Below are 13,404 nucleotides of genomic sequence, written 5' to 3' on the forward strand. Positions count from 1 at the left end.
ACAGTGCATTCCGGGGTCTGACTAGTCCTGGCCCGGCGCCTGACGATAAAACGCAGCACGAAGCTCCAGGGCCTCTTTCGAGTACATCGATTCGACGGTTTGCCGGGCGCGCTGTCCCACGGACGTACGCAGTGCCGGATCGGCTAGCAGCGCGCCCACAATCTGCCGCGCCTGTTCGGTCGTGTCGAAGAGAAAGCCGTTCTCGCCGTGCCGGATCGAATCGGCGTAGCCGCCGTTCCGATGGCATACCACCGGAAGGCCGCAGGCCATTGCCTCGAGCACGACCCGGCCGAACGTTTCGACGTGAGACCCTGTCCGGTAATAGAAGACGTCGAGAGAGCGCAGAAAATCCGCGGCTGGCGTAGCTCCCTCTGGAAGAAGCTCGATACCTGTGTTCTCCCCGAGCGCGTCGCGCAGACAAGTAGCTCCCTGCAGCCTTACACCGACCCCTTGAGCAGCCCATTCACGATACAGCACCAGGTCTTCTTCATTGTGCTTGTCGTTGGTGTCGCGGCTCAGACGCCCTATCACCGGCCGATTGCGTGCCACGCCAGGTACCGTCGCGAACAGGTCGATGTCAATCGGCGATGGATGCACCACGCCATCCACGCCTACCAGCTTTTTCTGGAATTCGGAGATGAACACGTACTCCGTCTTCGGCCAGCGCAGCAAGGGCGGATGCTTCGATGTCAGCGTCAGTATCTTCGGATGGAACGTGTTGAACACGTAGATCAGACGTTGTGGCACTGCGGCGAGATACGGCCATACCGTGTTGCGCCAGTGTGCTCCGACGAAGACATAGGTGCCTCCGTTCGGGCGGTGCCTCGGTGCAATGCCGAGAGGGGTGATCCCGAACTTTTCCCTCAGTTCGGGCGAACTGCGCGACGATGTCGACCACAGTCTCACTTCGCTTTGCTTGCCAAGCAGGTGAGCGAGGTTGAGCGTCTCCTGTTCGCTGCCGCCGTGCGGATTCTGGAATCCGTTGAATATGTGAATAACCTGTTTTGGCATAGTAGATAAGAGCGGCTGGAGCCCGTTTGACCGATCGCATCAGGTCGGGCCGACAGCGACCATTGCAAATGGACCTATTACGACTGGCTTAGTCGGTAGACCATCTCCGTCCTGTCGACAAACAGCCCTTGAGAAAACTCGTCGACTGCCTTTGCTCGCGCCATCTTTCCCATGTCCGCCAGGCGATCGCCCCGCTCGAGAATTCCTTTAAGCGCCCGAGTTAACGAATCGGGGTCGTGCGGCGGGACGACCCAGCCGTCGACGCCATCACGAACGTTCTCCGGCAGACCGCTGTAGCTCGACACTATCACAGGCTTGCCCATCGCCATCATCTCGCGGCAGGCAAACGACACAGTCTCCACCGCATATGACGTGACGAAGCCGATATCGAACGCCCGGATATAGGGCTTCACGTCTTCCACGAAACCCGCGACTTCGAGCTGGCTGCGCATACCCACCGAATCAATAACCTGCCACTGCTCTGCGCTCGGCTCCGTTCCGACAACCACGACTGCAATCTTTTCACGTAGCGATGGCGGCAACGCGCTCACTGCGGCGATCACGTCCATCGTGCCTTTGTACCAGTCGAAGCCTGTCACGGTTCCGAGCACAAGTTTGTCGGCTTTCGATTCGCCGAGCAGCGACTTACGCGCCGCGGCGATCTCGGCCGCGTCCGACGGCTTGAAGTCGTCGGTGTCCACACCATTCTTGATGGTGATAAGCGAGCAGTGTCGATATACCGAATCGCGCACAAGGCTCGCAGTCGAATCAGACACGGCAATGACATCATCTGTCGCGCGGGCTCTGATCTTCGTGACGAAGTCACTCTTGATGGCGATGGAGTTGTGTTTGGTCAATACAATGCGTGGCTTGCGGCCCTTGAAGCACATCAGGCTGAATACCACCAGGCGATGGTCTGGGGAGCCGTTGACGTGCACAACATCAAAGCGTTCTTTCTCCAGCAGCGAGCGCAATGCGCGCCACGCTGAAATCATGCGGCCGGCGTCTTTCAGCTTGGCTGGGAATTCAAGCGGCAGTGTCGTCACGTGTTCGAGCTTGCTGGCCTTTTCGAATAGCCTGCTACTCGAGGGCGCAGCCACAAATATCTGATGCCGCCTGGAAAGCCCCTTGGCAATCGCCAGAATGTACGTATCGTGACCTCCGCCGCGCCCATAGTGAAAATTGGTCAGCAATATCTTCAAGGCAAAGGCTCCAGCGAAGCAATGGCGTCCAGGACTTCCGTTACCGAGGGTGGGCGCCCGTCGTCACCAACGGACACCGATACGCCAGGCACGTCGACGCCAAAATAACGCCGTGCTGTTGCAGTGAAGATCATGACCGTGGGCTTGCCGAGTGCGCTTGCGAGATGCACGAAGCCGGTATCTGTCCCGACGATGAGCGTGGCGGCATCGACGTACTGCGCGACCTGCAAGATAGACATCCGCGGCAGTATACGGGAGCCCCTCACTTCCTTCGCAATTGCGATGGCCTCCTGTTCCTCGCGGGCTGAACCCCACGGCAGAAGGGGGGTAATGCCGCGCTCGACAAGCGAGCGGCCAATGGCAACCCAGTGAGCCGTCGGCCACTTCTTTACATCGCTCGAAGTGGCATGGAACAGCATCGCGTACGGCTGTTCTTCTGGCTTGACGGAAGGATCGGCAGACCTGGGGATTGACAGGTCAAAGCGCGGTGCCCCGCTCACCTCGTAGCCGAATGCGTCGGCGACAGTGCGGCGCAAGCCGTCCCACGCATTGAGATCTTCACGTGGCGCGAAGCGGCCAGTGTAAGCAAAGGCGGCGCCGCTCTCGCCGAGGTCTGCCGAACGATAGCCTAGACGCCGGCGCGAGCGCGCAAGGAAAGAAATTATCGCGCTTTTGTAGACGCCCTGAAGATCGAGAACGATGTCGTATTTTTCGCGTCGCAGTTCAGATATCGATGTAAAGATCGCCTTGAGCTCGGCCCCAGAGCGGTTTTTCTTGAAGCCCCGCAATGGCGCGCACAGCACGCGGTCGATGCCCGCATTCCAGCGTGGAACATCGGCGAAGGACGCATCGGCGGCCCAGTCAATCTTGACGCCAGGAAAGGCGCGATGCAGGTCGGCCACCACGGGCTGACCATGTACCAGGTCACCTAAGGAGGTGACTTTCACTATTAGAATGCGTTTCATTCCATTACCATTCAACAAGCGGACTTCACTTCAGCATCCGTGAGACCTATACCTCGATGCTGTGCAGTGACCTGAGGGAAATCAACGGCAGGATATCCAGCTTAGATTATCCCGGACTTGGTCCGAGGGTTCCCACACGCCGGGAGCAATCAAAACGACTTTGGTTCAGATCGGCGGCAGGGCGGTTCGTAGCAGCGGTATTTTCGACATAGCAATAGAGCAACTATCTATTTGCAAGCTATCGGAAGGCTGCCTGGGGCGCCCGGGTTCCGGGTTGTTGCACGCGAGTCGCGTAGGATCATACAGGACCCAGCGGGTACGGGACCTTGGCGTACTCAGTCTCCGGTCGTGCGTGGAGAGACGTTTCGTAGACCTGAGGCGGAGCAGATCCGGCTGTCGTGCTCGAAAGCGTGGTCCCGCAGTACCATCGACAAACCGCCAAAACAACTCGAACTCGCCCAACGCGCTGCCCCACCCACACGCCTCCTAGCCCCCGCCTCACCTCTTCGCTGAAATTTCAGATCGTTCTCATCCATTCGCTGAATCGGCGCGCGCTGCCTATGCAATTCCCATCGATATGGGAATAGTTGCGCGTCGGCCTACGCCGATCCTTTCGCATTTCAGTGCGACAGGCATTGCGAGATCACTCGCCGGACTAAGAGCTTTATTTGCAATTCATGCACAAAATAACCAGATCAATTCTCGCGGCATCGGTGGTTCTTCTTTCACAGCTTCCTTGCGCACAAGCGGCGCCGCAAGCGGGCGCAAGCCAGTTCGCCGGTCCTTATGTTGGTTTCAAGCTAGGCGTCAATAATTCGGATGCATCGGGCGCATTCAACAAGGCGTCGCATAACACGGTGTTTCCGGGCTTCACCGCCGGATACAACTTCGACGTGCAGCGGTTCGTGGTAGGAGCCGAGGCTTTCGCGGATTTGCACCACGGCTCCACCACCTTCAAGGACGCCGGAATCGACGCCAAATTCGGCATGCCGTTTAACCAGTTCATGCCGTACATTCGCGCCGGCTTTACGGGCGACGACCCCGATACGCGGTTCCATTGGGGCCTCGGCGTCGACTACAAGTTCGCGGAGCATGTCAGCGCGGTCGCCGAATGGACCACGGACTCGAGCCATCACGACGGCACGAAGAGAACAAACAATAGCTTCACGGTAGGCGTCCAGTATCACTTCAATTAATGACTCGATGAGCTTGCGTGCGGCAAGAAAACAGACCGCTGCGCAAGCTGCATAGACACCACACTTGGCACGCAGTAAAAGCTCGGCTCACGGCGAACACAGTCAACAAGCTTCTTTGCGAAGGCTTGTTGGCTCCGCCCACTCCCGCTAAAATCCCCGGGTCACTGGGGAGTAGCCTTCCTTCACGCATCGCGGCATCGCGGCATCGCCTGAAGGAGAGCGCGTCAACATACTTGGCCTGCGGGTCATGGCGCGTTCGACCGGGTCGGTTTGGCGAGACCATTGGCGCACTGCTTCGTTCTGGTCGGACGGGTCGCGGTGCGTCATGGTTCGTCTTACGTCCGACCTCGGAGCCGCTGTGAAATCCCGCGCTGTTCAATCTCCTCGTCTTCTGCTCAACTTGCTGTCGCGCGATCTGCCGCGCCGCACGTTTTCGGTCCATCACGTCGATCACGTCAATCCCTTCGATGCACGGAGCCGCGCATGACCGGTCTTCTCATCGAACTGGCCATCATGCTGGTCGTCATCCTCGTGGCGGCCGAGCTTTTCACCAACGCGCTCGAACATCTCGGCGAGCGGCTTAAGATATCCGAAGGCGTGACCGGCTCGTTGTTCGCTGCAGTCGGCACCGCGTTGCCCGAGACGCTCGTGCCGCTTATAGCGATTGTCGGCGGGACGAGCGATCGTGCCGTCAACGAGGAGATCGGCGTGGGCGCGATTCTCGGCGCACCGCTGATGCTGTCCACGCTGTCCACCTTTCTGATGACGCTCGCCGTGCTGCGCTCGCGCGGCGTCGGCGGACGCGTCGCGCCGGAGCGTTCGGGCTTCACTCGCGATCTCAACTATTTCCTCTTTGCGTTCCTGCTGGCCGCCGCGGCCATGTATGTGCCGCATGAGCAGCGCATCGTGCGCGCGCTCTTCAGCGTCGCGCTCGTCGGCGTGTATGTCGCCTATGTCGTGGCGACCTTCCGCGCGTCGAACGATCTCGTCGATGCAGGCCACGGCACGGAAGCGCCCGGCAAGATGATGCTCGCGCGCATCGGCGTGCCGACCAACCTAGCGACCATCGCCGTCCAACTGCTGATCGCGGTCGGGTTGCTCGTGTGGGGCGCGGAGGGCTTCATCCATGGCGTGCGGGGCGTGTCCGTGGTGGTCGGCGTGTCGCCGCTGCTGCTGTCGCTGCTGATCATTCCGATCGCCACGGAGTTGCCGGAGAAGGTCAACAGCATCCTGTGGATTCGCCGCGGCAAGGACACTCTGGCGTTCGGCAACATCACGGGCGCGATGGTGTTTCAGGGCACCTTGTTGCCGGCTATCGGCATTCTGCTGACGCCGTGGACGCCGCGCATCGAGGTGGTGACGGGCATCGTCATCACGCTGGTCGCGGCGGGCTGGCTGCGGCTCAACGCGCGAGAGCACGGCGCGCCCGTGTGGGCGCTGCTGGTCTGCGGCGCGCTGTACGCCGCTTATCTGGCGATCACGCTAAGCCGTTAGGCGTTCGAGCCACGTCGCCGGCGAATCACAAGCCGCGGCGATGCTCCCGCCCAATACATCGATCTAACGGCTTTTCTCTCGCCAACTCCCGGAATCGCGCGATGCGCGACGACGGCATAATTTCACAAACCATTGCGACATGGGTCTCGACAAGCGCCGCCGACGAAATCACCGTTGCGCGGCGCATTCTTCGCGCATGTTGTCGATGCATCAAGCGGCAGGGAACCAGTCGAGCAAGTCCGCGGAGGCGGGTATGAGCCACATTGTCATCGTCGGATCGGGCGGCCATGCAAAAGTCGTCATCGATATTGTCGAGCAGGAAGGAAAACACAGCATTGCCGGGTTAATCGACGCATACCGCAACGTGGGTGAACGGACGCTCGACTATCCGGTGCTTGGCGGCGAAGCCGATCTTCCCCGTCTCGTGGCTGAACACGATCTGCAAGGCACCATCATTGCAATCGGCGACAACGTCGTCCGCTCGAAAGTGGCGGCGAAGGTCGAAGCGCTTTGCCCCCAACTGCAGTTCATGAATGCCATTCATCCGCGGGCAACGATTGGTCACGGGACAACGGTCGGGGCGGGCAGTGTAGTGATGGCTGGAGCGGTCGTTAATCCCGACTGTCGCGTAGGCCAGTTCTGTATTCTGAACACGAACTCGTCTCTGGATCACGACTCTGTGATGGACGAGTTTTCGAGCCTGGCGCCCGGAGCGATAACGGGTGGCAACTGCCGGATCGGTGCGTATTCCGCCATTAGCATCGGCGCAGTTCTTCGCCACGGCATCAACGTCGGAGAGCACAGCATCGTTGGCGCGGGAGCCACCGTTCTGAGGGACGTCGAGCCCTATTCGGTCGTCTACGGCAGTCCCGCCAGGAAGGTGCGCGACAGGGTTGCCGGGGCCCGCTATCTGTGAATGCAGGCCCTACGTTCACCCTGTCTACAACTTGCCCGGCAGTTCCATGCGGCAGTAAAGTCATCGTGGACTAAACCTCAACACGCACTGGATTTATATGAACGTTGTTACGTCGGATGACAGCATCGGCGTCGTGCCGACTCATCCTCTATCGAAGCATTTCATTGTGATCGGCTACCGGGACGGGGCTTTCTCAACCATCCCTAACAAGTTCTTCAGGAACTGGCTGGATGAAGAGGCCACCGACGGAGTGTTTCATATCGGCCGATGCAGTGTTCTCGGCGTGGGTTCGGTCGCCAGATACGACGGCCATGCGCAGAAGCTGGTGATTGGAAAGAACGTCGCAGGCGGTATGGGGCTCAAGTTCATTCTGAACGCCCAGCATGAAACGAAGACCATATCGACGACCATGTTCAGCATCTACGGCAACGGTCTCACCAATGCAATGATGCCGCAATACGCTGACACGGTTATTCATAACGATGTGTGGATCGGCGACGAGGCTGTATTCCTGGGCGGCAGCGTCATCGAAAGCGGATGCGTTATCGGTGCGCGCTCGCTGATACCGCCGAACTTCCGCAGCGAACCGTATGGTATCTATGCGGGCTCGCCGGCGCGGCTGGTGCGTTTCCGCTTTTCGGAAAAAGTACGGGAGCGCTTGCTGGATCTGGCATGGTGGGACATGTCGCTGCAGTGGATCAAAGACAATAACGACGCGTTCGTTGTCGATCTCACGGCGGACGAGGGGCGTGCGCTCGAAGTACTCGGTGAGCTTCAGCGGGCCAAAGCCGCAGAACTGGCGACTGTGCGTGAACAGTCCCAGCAGACCTTGTAGTTACTAGCGGGCTTCTTTCCTGACACAAACAAAGAGCACTCGACGCATGTCACGCGTCGAGTGCTCTTTTGTATCTGGAGTTCACAAGAGAGCGTGCTGCCTTTAATACGTCTTGATGATATCGACGATCCGTTCCACGTTCGCAGTGGAAAGACCGGGGTAAATCGGCAGACACAGCACTTTCCTCGCCGCATCGGCTGCGACCGGAAGGTTGGCGGGGTTGGCGCTGACGAGACCGCGATACATGGGGAAATCCGAGATCAGCGGATAAAAATAGCGGCGCACGATGATCTTGTGCTGACGCAATCTCTCGAACAACGCGTCGCGACTGCACGGAAAATCGTCTTCGACGAGAATCGGGAAGTAAGCGCGATTCGCAATGGGGCTGTCGCAGGCCGGCAGGCAACGGATGCCTGGCACATCGGAAAGCAGCGCGCAGTACTGGGAAGCGATATCGCGTCGACTGGCTAATGCTTCATCGATATTCTTCAATTGCAGAAGGCCGAACGCGGCATTGACTTCGCTCATCTTGCCGTTAATGCCGGGCGCGACCACCGTCGTCTCATCGACGAAGCCGAAGTTCTTCAGGTGGTTGACCCGCTGTTTGGTCTTTGCATCCGGGCAAATGATCGCGCCGCCTTCGAATGTGTTGAAGATCTTCGTCGCGTGAAAACTCAGAACGGAGAGATCGCCGTGGCGAAGAACGCTGCCGCCGCCCGTGCGCACACCAAATGCGTGAGCCGCGTCGTAGATGACCTTGAGGTTGTAGTTGTCGGCGATCTTCTGAATGGCTTCGGTGTCGCAAGGATAACCATAGCAATGCACCGGCAGGATCGCCGTAGTCTGCGGCGTGATGGCGGCCTCGATCTTTCGCGGATCCATATTCAGCGTGTGCGGATCGACGTCGACGAAAACGGGCTTGATGCCGTTCCAGAGCAGCGAATGCGCGGTTGCCACGAAAGAATAGGGCGTTGTGATCACCTCGCCCGTAATGCGCAGCGCCTGCAATGCAGTAACGAGACCCAGCGTGCCGTTCGAAAACAGCGCAAGGTGGTCGACGCCGAGATACTCCTCGAGCGCCGCCTCGAGCCGTTGGTGAAACGGGCCGCCGTTAGTCAGCACCTTGCTGTCCCAGATCTCGCGAAGATACGGAATGAAGTCGTCAAGCGGCGACAGATAAGGTTGCGTGACAAAGATGGTTTCTTCTGTCAGCGCCGAAACAGCTTCAGCAGGCAGGCTTGCGTTCATGATTGGGTTCTTCGCTAGTAGGTGCAGCGCGCGGCTCGTTAGATCACCGCGTCCGTCGAAAGCGCAGCAGGCGACGGGGACCAGTCAGCCGGCAAGGTCGCTTCGAAGGCGGTAGGCGTTTGATCCGCGCACCAACGCTTCCACATGGTGCGCAGCGCAATCGACAGACCCGCCGCGACCTTCTCCGGCTGGAATGGAACGGAGTTCAGGCAGCGCTCGCGCATGCCGATTCGAAGTTCGTTGAGCGCGTCCAGATCGCGAGTCAACTCGAGACTCTTGCGGACAAAATCTTCCTTGTCGCGCACGATGAACTGTTCGAGTCCAACGTGCTCGAGCCAGCAGGCGCCTCCGCGGCTCGGCATCGATATGCCGGGCATCGTGATCGTTGGGACTCCCATCCATAGCGCGTTGAGCGTCGTGGTCGAGCCCGTGTAGGGGAACGTATCGAGGCAGAGGTCGACCTGGTGGTGCTGCTGCATGTAAAGAGGCAGCGACCCGCGCGGGCAAAACGTCAGCCGGTCCGCGGTGATGCCTTCGGCGGCGAACCATTCCAGATATGTCGGCTCGTCCAGCTTGCTCGAGATCGCGCCAATCACCATTCGCGAGGACGGCTCGGCGCGCAAAATGACGCTCCAGAGTGCGATAACTTCCTGACTCAGCTTGTTCAGCCGGTTGAAGCTGCCGTACGTGACATAGCCTTTATGAAGTGCGGGCAACGCATTCACGGGCGGGCAGTTCGGCGGCGGCATGAACGGAGCGATCGCGGGCAACAGCGCCAGCTTTTCGACGAACTGATCCTCGAATTGCGCGGGAGGCGTGATGAAGCGATCCGACAGGTAGTAATCGAATGCGGTCATTCCGGTGGTGGCTGGATAGCCGATCCACGACGCCTGAATAGGCGCGGGCTTGTGTGCGAGTGCAATGATTCGCGAATGCGCCGTATGCCCCGAAAGATCAATGACAATATCGATTCCGTCATCGGCAATCTTCTTGCTCAGCGCCGCATCGCCAAGATCGGCCACCGCGTGCCACGAGTCGGCGTGTGCGCGAAGCTTCTCGGTAAGGTGGTCATTCACCCCAAAGGTGTAATAGAAGTGAAGCGATAGCTCGGGGTCATGGGTCAAATGCTGCACGACGGGCAGAAGATAGTAAGCCGCCGCATGATTGCAAAAGTCGCCGGAAACGAAAGCGATGCGCAGCTTGCGCTCGGGATCACGTCGATTGGTGTAACGGCGGCTCGCAACGATGGCGGGAACGTCGTGCATTTCCCCGAATAACCTGTGTTCCTTAAGGAACGCGGCCTTGCTGATCGTATTGCTGTGCGTCAGGCAGAACAGCAAATTCGTGCGTGCGTTGCTATTGGCAGGCTCGATTTCAAGCGCGGTGCGCAGCGCGGCTTCGGCTTCCGCGATAGCGCCGATGCCGAGATACACGTTGCCCAGCGAACTGTGTACAGAAGCCGAGCGCGGTGCAAGCTGTGCGGCTCGCATGCATGACGCAATCGCCTCGGCGCGCCGTCCAAGCGCGACCAGCGTGACGCCGAGAATCCGATGTGCCTCTGCGTGATCCGGCGCAATGGCGATAAGTTGCCGTGCGTGCCGTTCGGCTTCGTCCAGCGCGCCGGTGTGGCGCGATGTATCGGCGAGCAGTAACCGGCAAATCATGTCAGTGGGATCCAGCTCCACGCCTTTGCGCGACGCTTCGAGTACTTCGCGGAATTGATTGTTCTTGTGAAGCGAAATGGAGAGCGCACGCCAACACTGGATGTCTTTCGGGTAGCGAGCGGTCAGCTTGCGAGCGAGCTTGATGGCTTCCGGGAAATTGCCCTTGTGCACCAGCGCGTTGTGCTTTTGAATCTCCGCGGCCGATGCTGCACGATGCTGAGCCGCGCTCAACGGTACGCGCGCGATTTTTGCCGGCTCCTCGGCCGCTTCGCCGATGACCAGATTGACGTCTTGCACAGCGTCCGGATGCGCATTGACTTTGATTTCCATCCGCTTTTCCGGCTGCGCCAACTGATGAATCAGGCTATTCATCGCGGGGCCTTGAACGCCCTGCTGTTGTGCCAGCTCCACCGCGGTCCATGCGGCTGCTAACTGATTGCTTTCGAACAGCGCATTGATATAGGCGACCCAATACTGTCCGTTGGACGGTCTCACGCCTAGCGCGACTTCGAAGTGCGGAACGGCTTCGGCGGCGCGGTTCGTCTGGACCTTGATCACGCCGAGGTTGTAGTTCGCGTCCGGATGCTCCGGCATGGCCTCGAGAATGGCTTCGAACAGCGCGCGCGCGTCGTCGATCTCACCCTTGTGATATTGCTCGATGGCGCTCTGCATGACGAGAGCGATGTCCTGAGCACGCTGCTGTTCAGGAGTGAGAGGCTGGGACGTCGGGAACTGGAATTGGATGGACATGATGCTCGCACGAGGAAGCTGTACGTTGGATTATCAAGTCCGAATTCGCGCCGTGAAGGGTGGAAGTGACGGCAAAATGGCCACCAATTCACCTGATTACGGAGCACAAAAAGAAACGCCCGCGCAAGGCGGGCGAGGGTGCAACGAGCGCAGCTTTACTCCGGTGCGCAGTTGTTGTTGGCTTACGGTTAAGGCGTCTTTGCGCCGCTTATCGGCTTACAGCAACGCCGTTTTCTGATACTTGTCGACGGCGCTCGCGCGGCGCATCGCGGCCGTGAATTCGGCCTGCAATTCCACTTGCGTGGTTTGCGCATTGGCGTAAAGCGCTGCGTCGCGCGCGACGATCGAACGGATCACGTCGAGCGAGCCTTGCACCTGCTGCGCGTCAAGCGACATGATCAGCGGCGAGCGGATTTCGGCGAGCCGCGCGGCTTCGGGCCAGTCGGCCAGCGCGGCCGCTTGCTCGATCTCGCCGGTCAGCGCCAGCACTTTCCCGATCAGGGCAGAGGACTCCATGTGCGTTCTCCGTGACGTTACTTGTTGGTCGCGAGTGCGCCGGCGCTATTCGTGCCGCCGAACAGTTGCGTCAGGTACTGCGAGTTGTTGTTCATCGTCGCCATCAACGTGTTGAGCGCCGTGAACTGCGCCGAGTATTGGCTCGTCAGCTGCGCAATGTAGTCGTTCAGGCTCGTCTGTTGTGTCTGGATGCTCTTCAGGTCGGAGTTCAGCGCGGTGGTCCGCACGTCGATCATGCCGCCTGTCTTCGTGAAATTGGTGATGCTGGTGCTCAACTGCGCGCCGATGCCGTTGGTCGAATTGAACAGCGAGGCCACCGTCGACGAGTTGTTCTGCAATGCGTTGGTGAGCGCCGCGCTATCCACCTGCAACGTGCCGTCGGCTTGCAGCGAGATACCGATCGAGCCGAGGCTCTGCGACGTGCTGCCGTTCTTCACGCCGCTCGCGACAATCGACGAAAGCGCGTTCTTGATCGTGTTGAGCGTGGAATCGCCGAGCAACGGACCCTGCGTCGTCGCGCCCTGCGTGTATTGCGCGAGCGTGCCCATGGTCGTCACGACCGTGTTGTAGAGCGACACGAAGTTGTTGATCGCGCTGGCCTGCGAGGTGGTGTCCGCGGCAACCGTCAGCGTTTGCGTGGTCGCGGGGGTCGTCACCGCGGCCGACGTCAGGTTCAGCGTCACGCCTGCGATCGCGCTCGTGACCGAGTTGGTCGAGCTGGACGCGGCAATGCCGTTGATCTTGAACTCGGCGTCTTGTGCAGCCGTGCTTTGTGTCCACGCGCTCGCGTTGTTGGCCGACGTGATGGTCGACTGGCCGCCCGTCGTACTGGCCGTCGACGTCACGCCGAGGCTCGACAGGCCGTTATCGCCGCTCAGGTTGCCGACCGCCACGCTGATCGTGTTGGACGCGCCGGTCGTGCTCGACGCGAGCACGAGGTGGGCGCCGTCAGTGCCGTTCACGACAGTCGCCGTGATGCCCGGGTTGCCGGTCGCGCTGTTGATTGCGGCGGCGATGCCGGCAACGGTGTTGTTGCTGCTCGTGATCGACACATCAAACGACTTGCTGCCGAGCGAGAGCGACAGCGTGCCCGTACCGAGCGCCTGGCTAGCCGTGAAAGCCGACGACGACAGCGCCTGCGACGCCGCGACCTGCGAGACCGCGACGCTGTAGCTGCCGGCGACCGCGCCCGTAGTGGCAGTCGCGGTGATGCCGGTGCCGCCGCTCAAGGTCGCGGTAAAAGTATTCTGGAGTCCGCCGTTGGACAGCGAAGTGAGGCCCGTTTCCAGCGCGCCAAGCGCGGCCGAAAGCGTGCCGAATGCGGAAATCTGGGTGTTGTCCGAGCTTTGTTGCGCCGTCAACGCGGCAACCTGGCCGGCAGTCTTCGAATTTACGAGAGCCGTGACGAGCGTCGACACGTCCAGCGACGAATTGCCCGTCGCGCCCGTGATGACCGACTGCATGGCCTGCTGCAGGGCTGCATTGTCGGCTGCGACAGTCGCTGATGCCGCGCTCGCCGCCGATGAACTCGTAATCGTTGACATGAAAATGCTCCGTGCGTCCGTGTTGATGCGTGATGGGCGTAACAGAAATGCTGGATGGAAGGC

The 13,404-nt window shown here is 59.9% G+C and carries 11 protein-coding genes and 1 riboswitch; of the genes, 4 read left to right on the forward strand and 7 right to left on the reverse strand.

All coding sequences use genetic code 11. From position 1 onward, the window contains the following. Nucleotides 1-21: 21 nt before the first annotated feature. From BGRAMDRAFT_RS21210 to waaC, 3 genes are all read right to left on the reverse strand, one after another. A complete protein-coding gene (locus BGRAMDRAFT_RS21210; protein ID WP_006050870.1) occupies nucleotides 22-1,011 on the reverse strand; it encodes a glycosyltransferase family 4 protein in 990 nt (329 codons plus the stop codon). Between the two features lie 77 nt (nucleotides 1,012-1,088). Further along, entirely contained in the window at nucleotides 1,089-2,213 is a 1,125-nt protein-coding gene (locus BGRAMDRAFT_RS21215) for a glycosyltransferase family 4 protein (protein WP_006050871.1), read from the reverse strand. Beyond that, nucleotides 2,210-3,178, reverse strand: coding sequence for a lipopolysaccharide heptosyltransferase I (waaC, locus tag BGRAMDRAFT_RS21220; protein ID WP_006050872.1), 969 nt, complete (start codon nucleotides 3,176-3,178; stop codon nucleotides 2,210-2,212). Before waaC ends, BGRAMDRAFT_RS21215 begins: the two co-directional genes overlap by 4 nt. 713 nt (nucleotides 3,179-3,891) lie before the next feature. Here waaC and BGRAMDRAFT_RS21225 point away from each other — a divergent pair. The 4 genes from BGRAMDRAFT_RS21225 (at nucleotide 3,892) to BGRAMDRAFT_RS21240 (ending at nucleotide 7,619) form a co-directional block, all read left to right on the forward strand. Further along, nucleotides 3,892-4,374: an outer membrane protein gene (locus BGRAMDRAFT_RS21225; RefSeq protein ID WP_232292318.1), complete on the forward strand. Its 483-nt coding sequence runs from the start codon at nucleotides 3,892-3,894 to the stop codon at nucleotides 4,372-4,374. A 154-nt stretch (nucleotides 4,375-4,528) separates the two neighbouring features. Continuing rightward, nucleotides 4,529-4,721: riboswitch (yybP-ykoY riboswitch) on the forward strand. Nucleotides 4,722-4,857: 136 nt separating this feature from the next. Beyond that, on the forward strand, nucleotides 4,858-5,868 hold the full coding sequence (locus BGRAMDRAFT_RS21230; protein WP_006050874.1) for a sodium:calcium antiporter: 1,011 nt from the start codon (nucleotides 4,858-4,860) through the stop codon (nucleotides 5,866-5,868). Nucleotides 5,869-6,121: 253 nt separating this feature from the next. Beyond that, nucleotides 6,122-6,784, forward strand: coding sequence for an acetyltransferase (locus BGRAMDRAFT_RS21235; RefSeq protein WP_006050875.1), 663 nt, complete (start codon nucleotides 6,122-6,124; stop codon nucleotides 6,782-6,784). A gap of 97 nt (nucleotides 6,785-6,881) precedes the next feature. Further along, nucleotides 6,882-7,619 (forward strand): LbetaH domain-containing protein, encoded by a 738-nt coding sequence (locus BGRAMDRAFT_RS21240; protein WP_006050876.1) that lies wholly within the window; start codon nucleotides 6,882-6,884, stop codon nucleotides 7,617-7,619. A 102-nt stretch (nucleotides 7,620-7,721) separates the two neighbouring features. Here BGRAMDRAFT_RS21240 and BGRAMDRAFT_RS21245 read toward each other — a convergent pair whose 3' ends face one another. From BGRAMDRAFT_RS21245 to fliD, 4 genes are all read right to left on the reverse strand, one after another. Continuing rightward, complete coding sequence (locus BGRAMDRAFT_RS21245) at nucleotides 7,722-8,867, reverse strand: DegT/DnrJ/EryC1/StrS family aminotransferase (RefSeq protein WP_006050877.1); 1,146 nt, start codon at nucleotides 8,865-8,867, stop codon at nucleotides 7,722-7,724. A gap of 38 nt (nucleotides 8,868-8,905) precedes the next feature. Continuing rightward, complete coding sequence (locus tag BGRAMDRAFT_RS21250) at nucleotides 8,906-11,281, reverse strand: tetratricopeptide repeat protein (RefSeq protein ID WP_006050878.1); 2,376 nt, start codon at nucleotides 11,279-11,281, stop codon at nucleotides 8,906-8,908. A gap of 216 nt (nucleotides 11,282-11,497) precedes the next feature. Then, complete coding sequence (locus tag BGRAMDRAFT_RS21255; protein WP_006050879.1) at nucleotides 11,498-11,797, reverse strand: flagellar protein FliT; 300 nt, start codon at nucleotides 11,795-11,797, stop codon at nucleotides 11,498-11,500. 17 nt (nucleotides 11,798-11,814) lie between these two features. Then, nucleotides 11,815-13,341, reverse strand: coding sequence for a flagellar filament capping protein FliD (fliD, locus tag BGRAMDRAFT_RS21260; protein ID WP_006050880.1), 1,527 nt, complete (start codon nucleotides 13,339-13,341; stop codon nucleotides 11,815-11,817). Nucleotides 13,342-13,404: the final 63 nt, after the last annotated feature.

Origin of the sequence: Paraburkholderia graminis C4D1M (assembly GCF_000172415.1) — a bacterium.
Classification (GTDB): Bacteria; Pseudomonadota; Gammaproteobacteria; order Burkholderiales; family Burkholderiaceae; genus Paraburkholderia; species Paraburkholderia graminis.

Excerpts from the sequence above, each read along its gene's own strand:
- BGRAMDRAFT_RS21210 (WP_006050870.1), bottom strand. The coding sequence starts at position 1,011 with ATGCCAAAACAGGTTATTCACATATTCAACGGATTCCAGAATCCGCAC.
- BGRAMDRAFT_RS21240 (WP_006050876.1), top strand. The coding sequence starts at position 6,882 with ATGAACGTTGTTACGTCGGATGACAGCATCGGCGTCGTGCCGACTCAT.
- BGRAMDRAFT_RS21230 (WP_006050874.1), top strand. The coding sequence starts at position 4,858 with ATGACCGGTCTTCTCATCGAACTGGCCATCATGCTGGTCGTCATCCTC.
- BGRAMDRAFT_RS21245 (WP_006050877.1), bottom strand. The coding sequence starts at position 8,867 with ATGAACGCAAGCCTGCCTGCTGAAGCTGTTTCGGCGCTGACAGAAGAA.
- BGRAMDRAFT_RS21255 (WP_006050879.1), bottom strand. The coding sequence starts at position 11,797 with ATGGAGTCCTCTGCCCTGATCGGGAAAGTGCTGGCGCTGACCGGCGAG.
- BGRAMDRAFT_RS21250 (WP_006050878.1), bottom strand. The coding sequence starts at position 11,281 with ATGTCCATCCAATTCCAGTTCCCGACGTCCCAGCCTCTCACTCCTGAA.
- fliD (WP_006050880.1), bottom strand. The coding sequence starts at position 13,341 with ATGTCAACGATTACGAGTTCATCGGCGGCGAGCGCGGCATCAGCGACT.
- BGRAMDRAFT_RS21235 (WP_006050875.1), top strand. The coding sequence starts at position 6,122 with ATGAGCCACATTGTCATCGTCGGATCGGGCGGCCATGCAAAAGTCGTC.
- waaC (WP_006050872.1), bottom strand. The coding sequence starts at position 3,178 with ATGAAACGCATTCTAATAGTGAAAGTCACCTCCTTAGGTGACCTGGTA.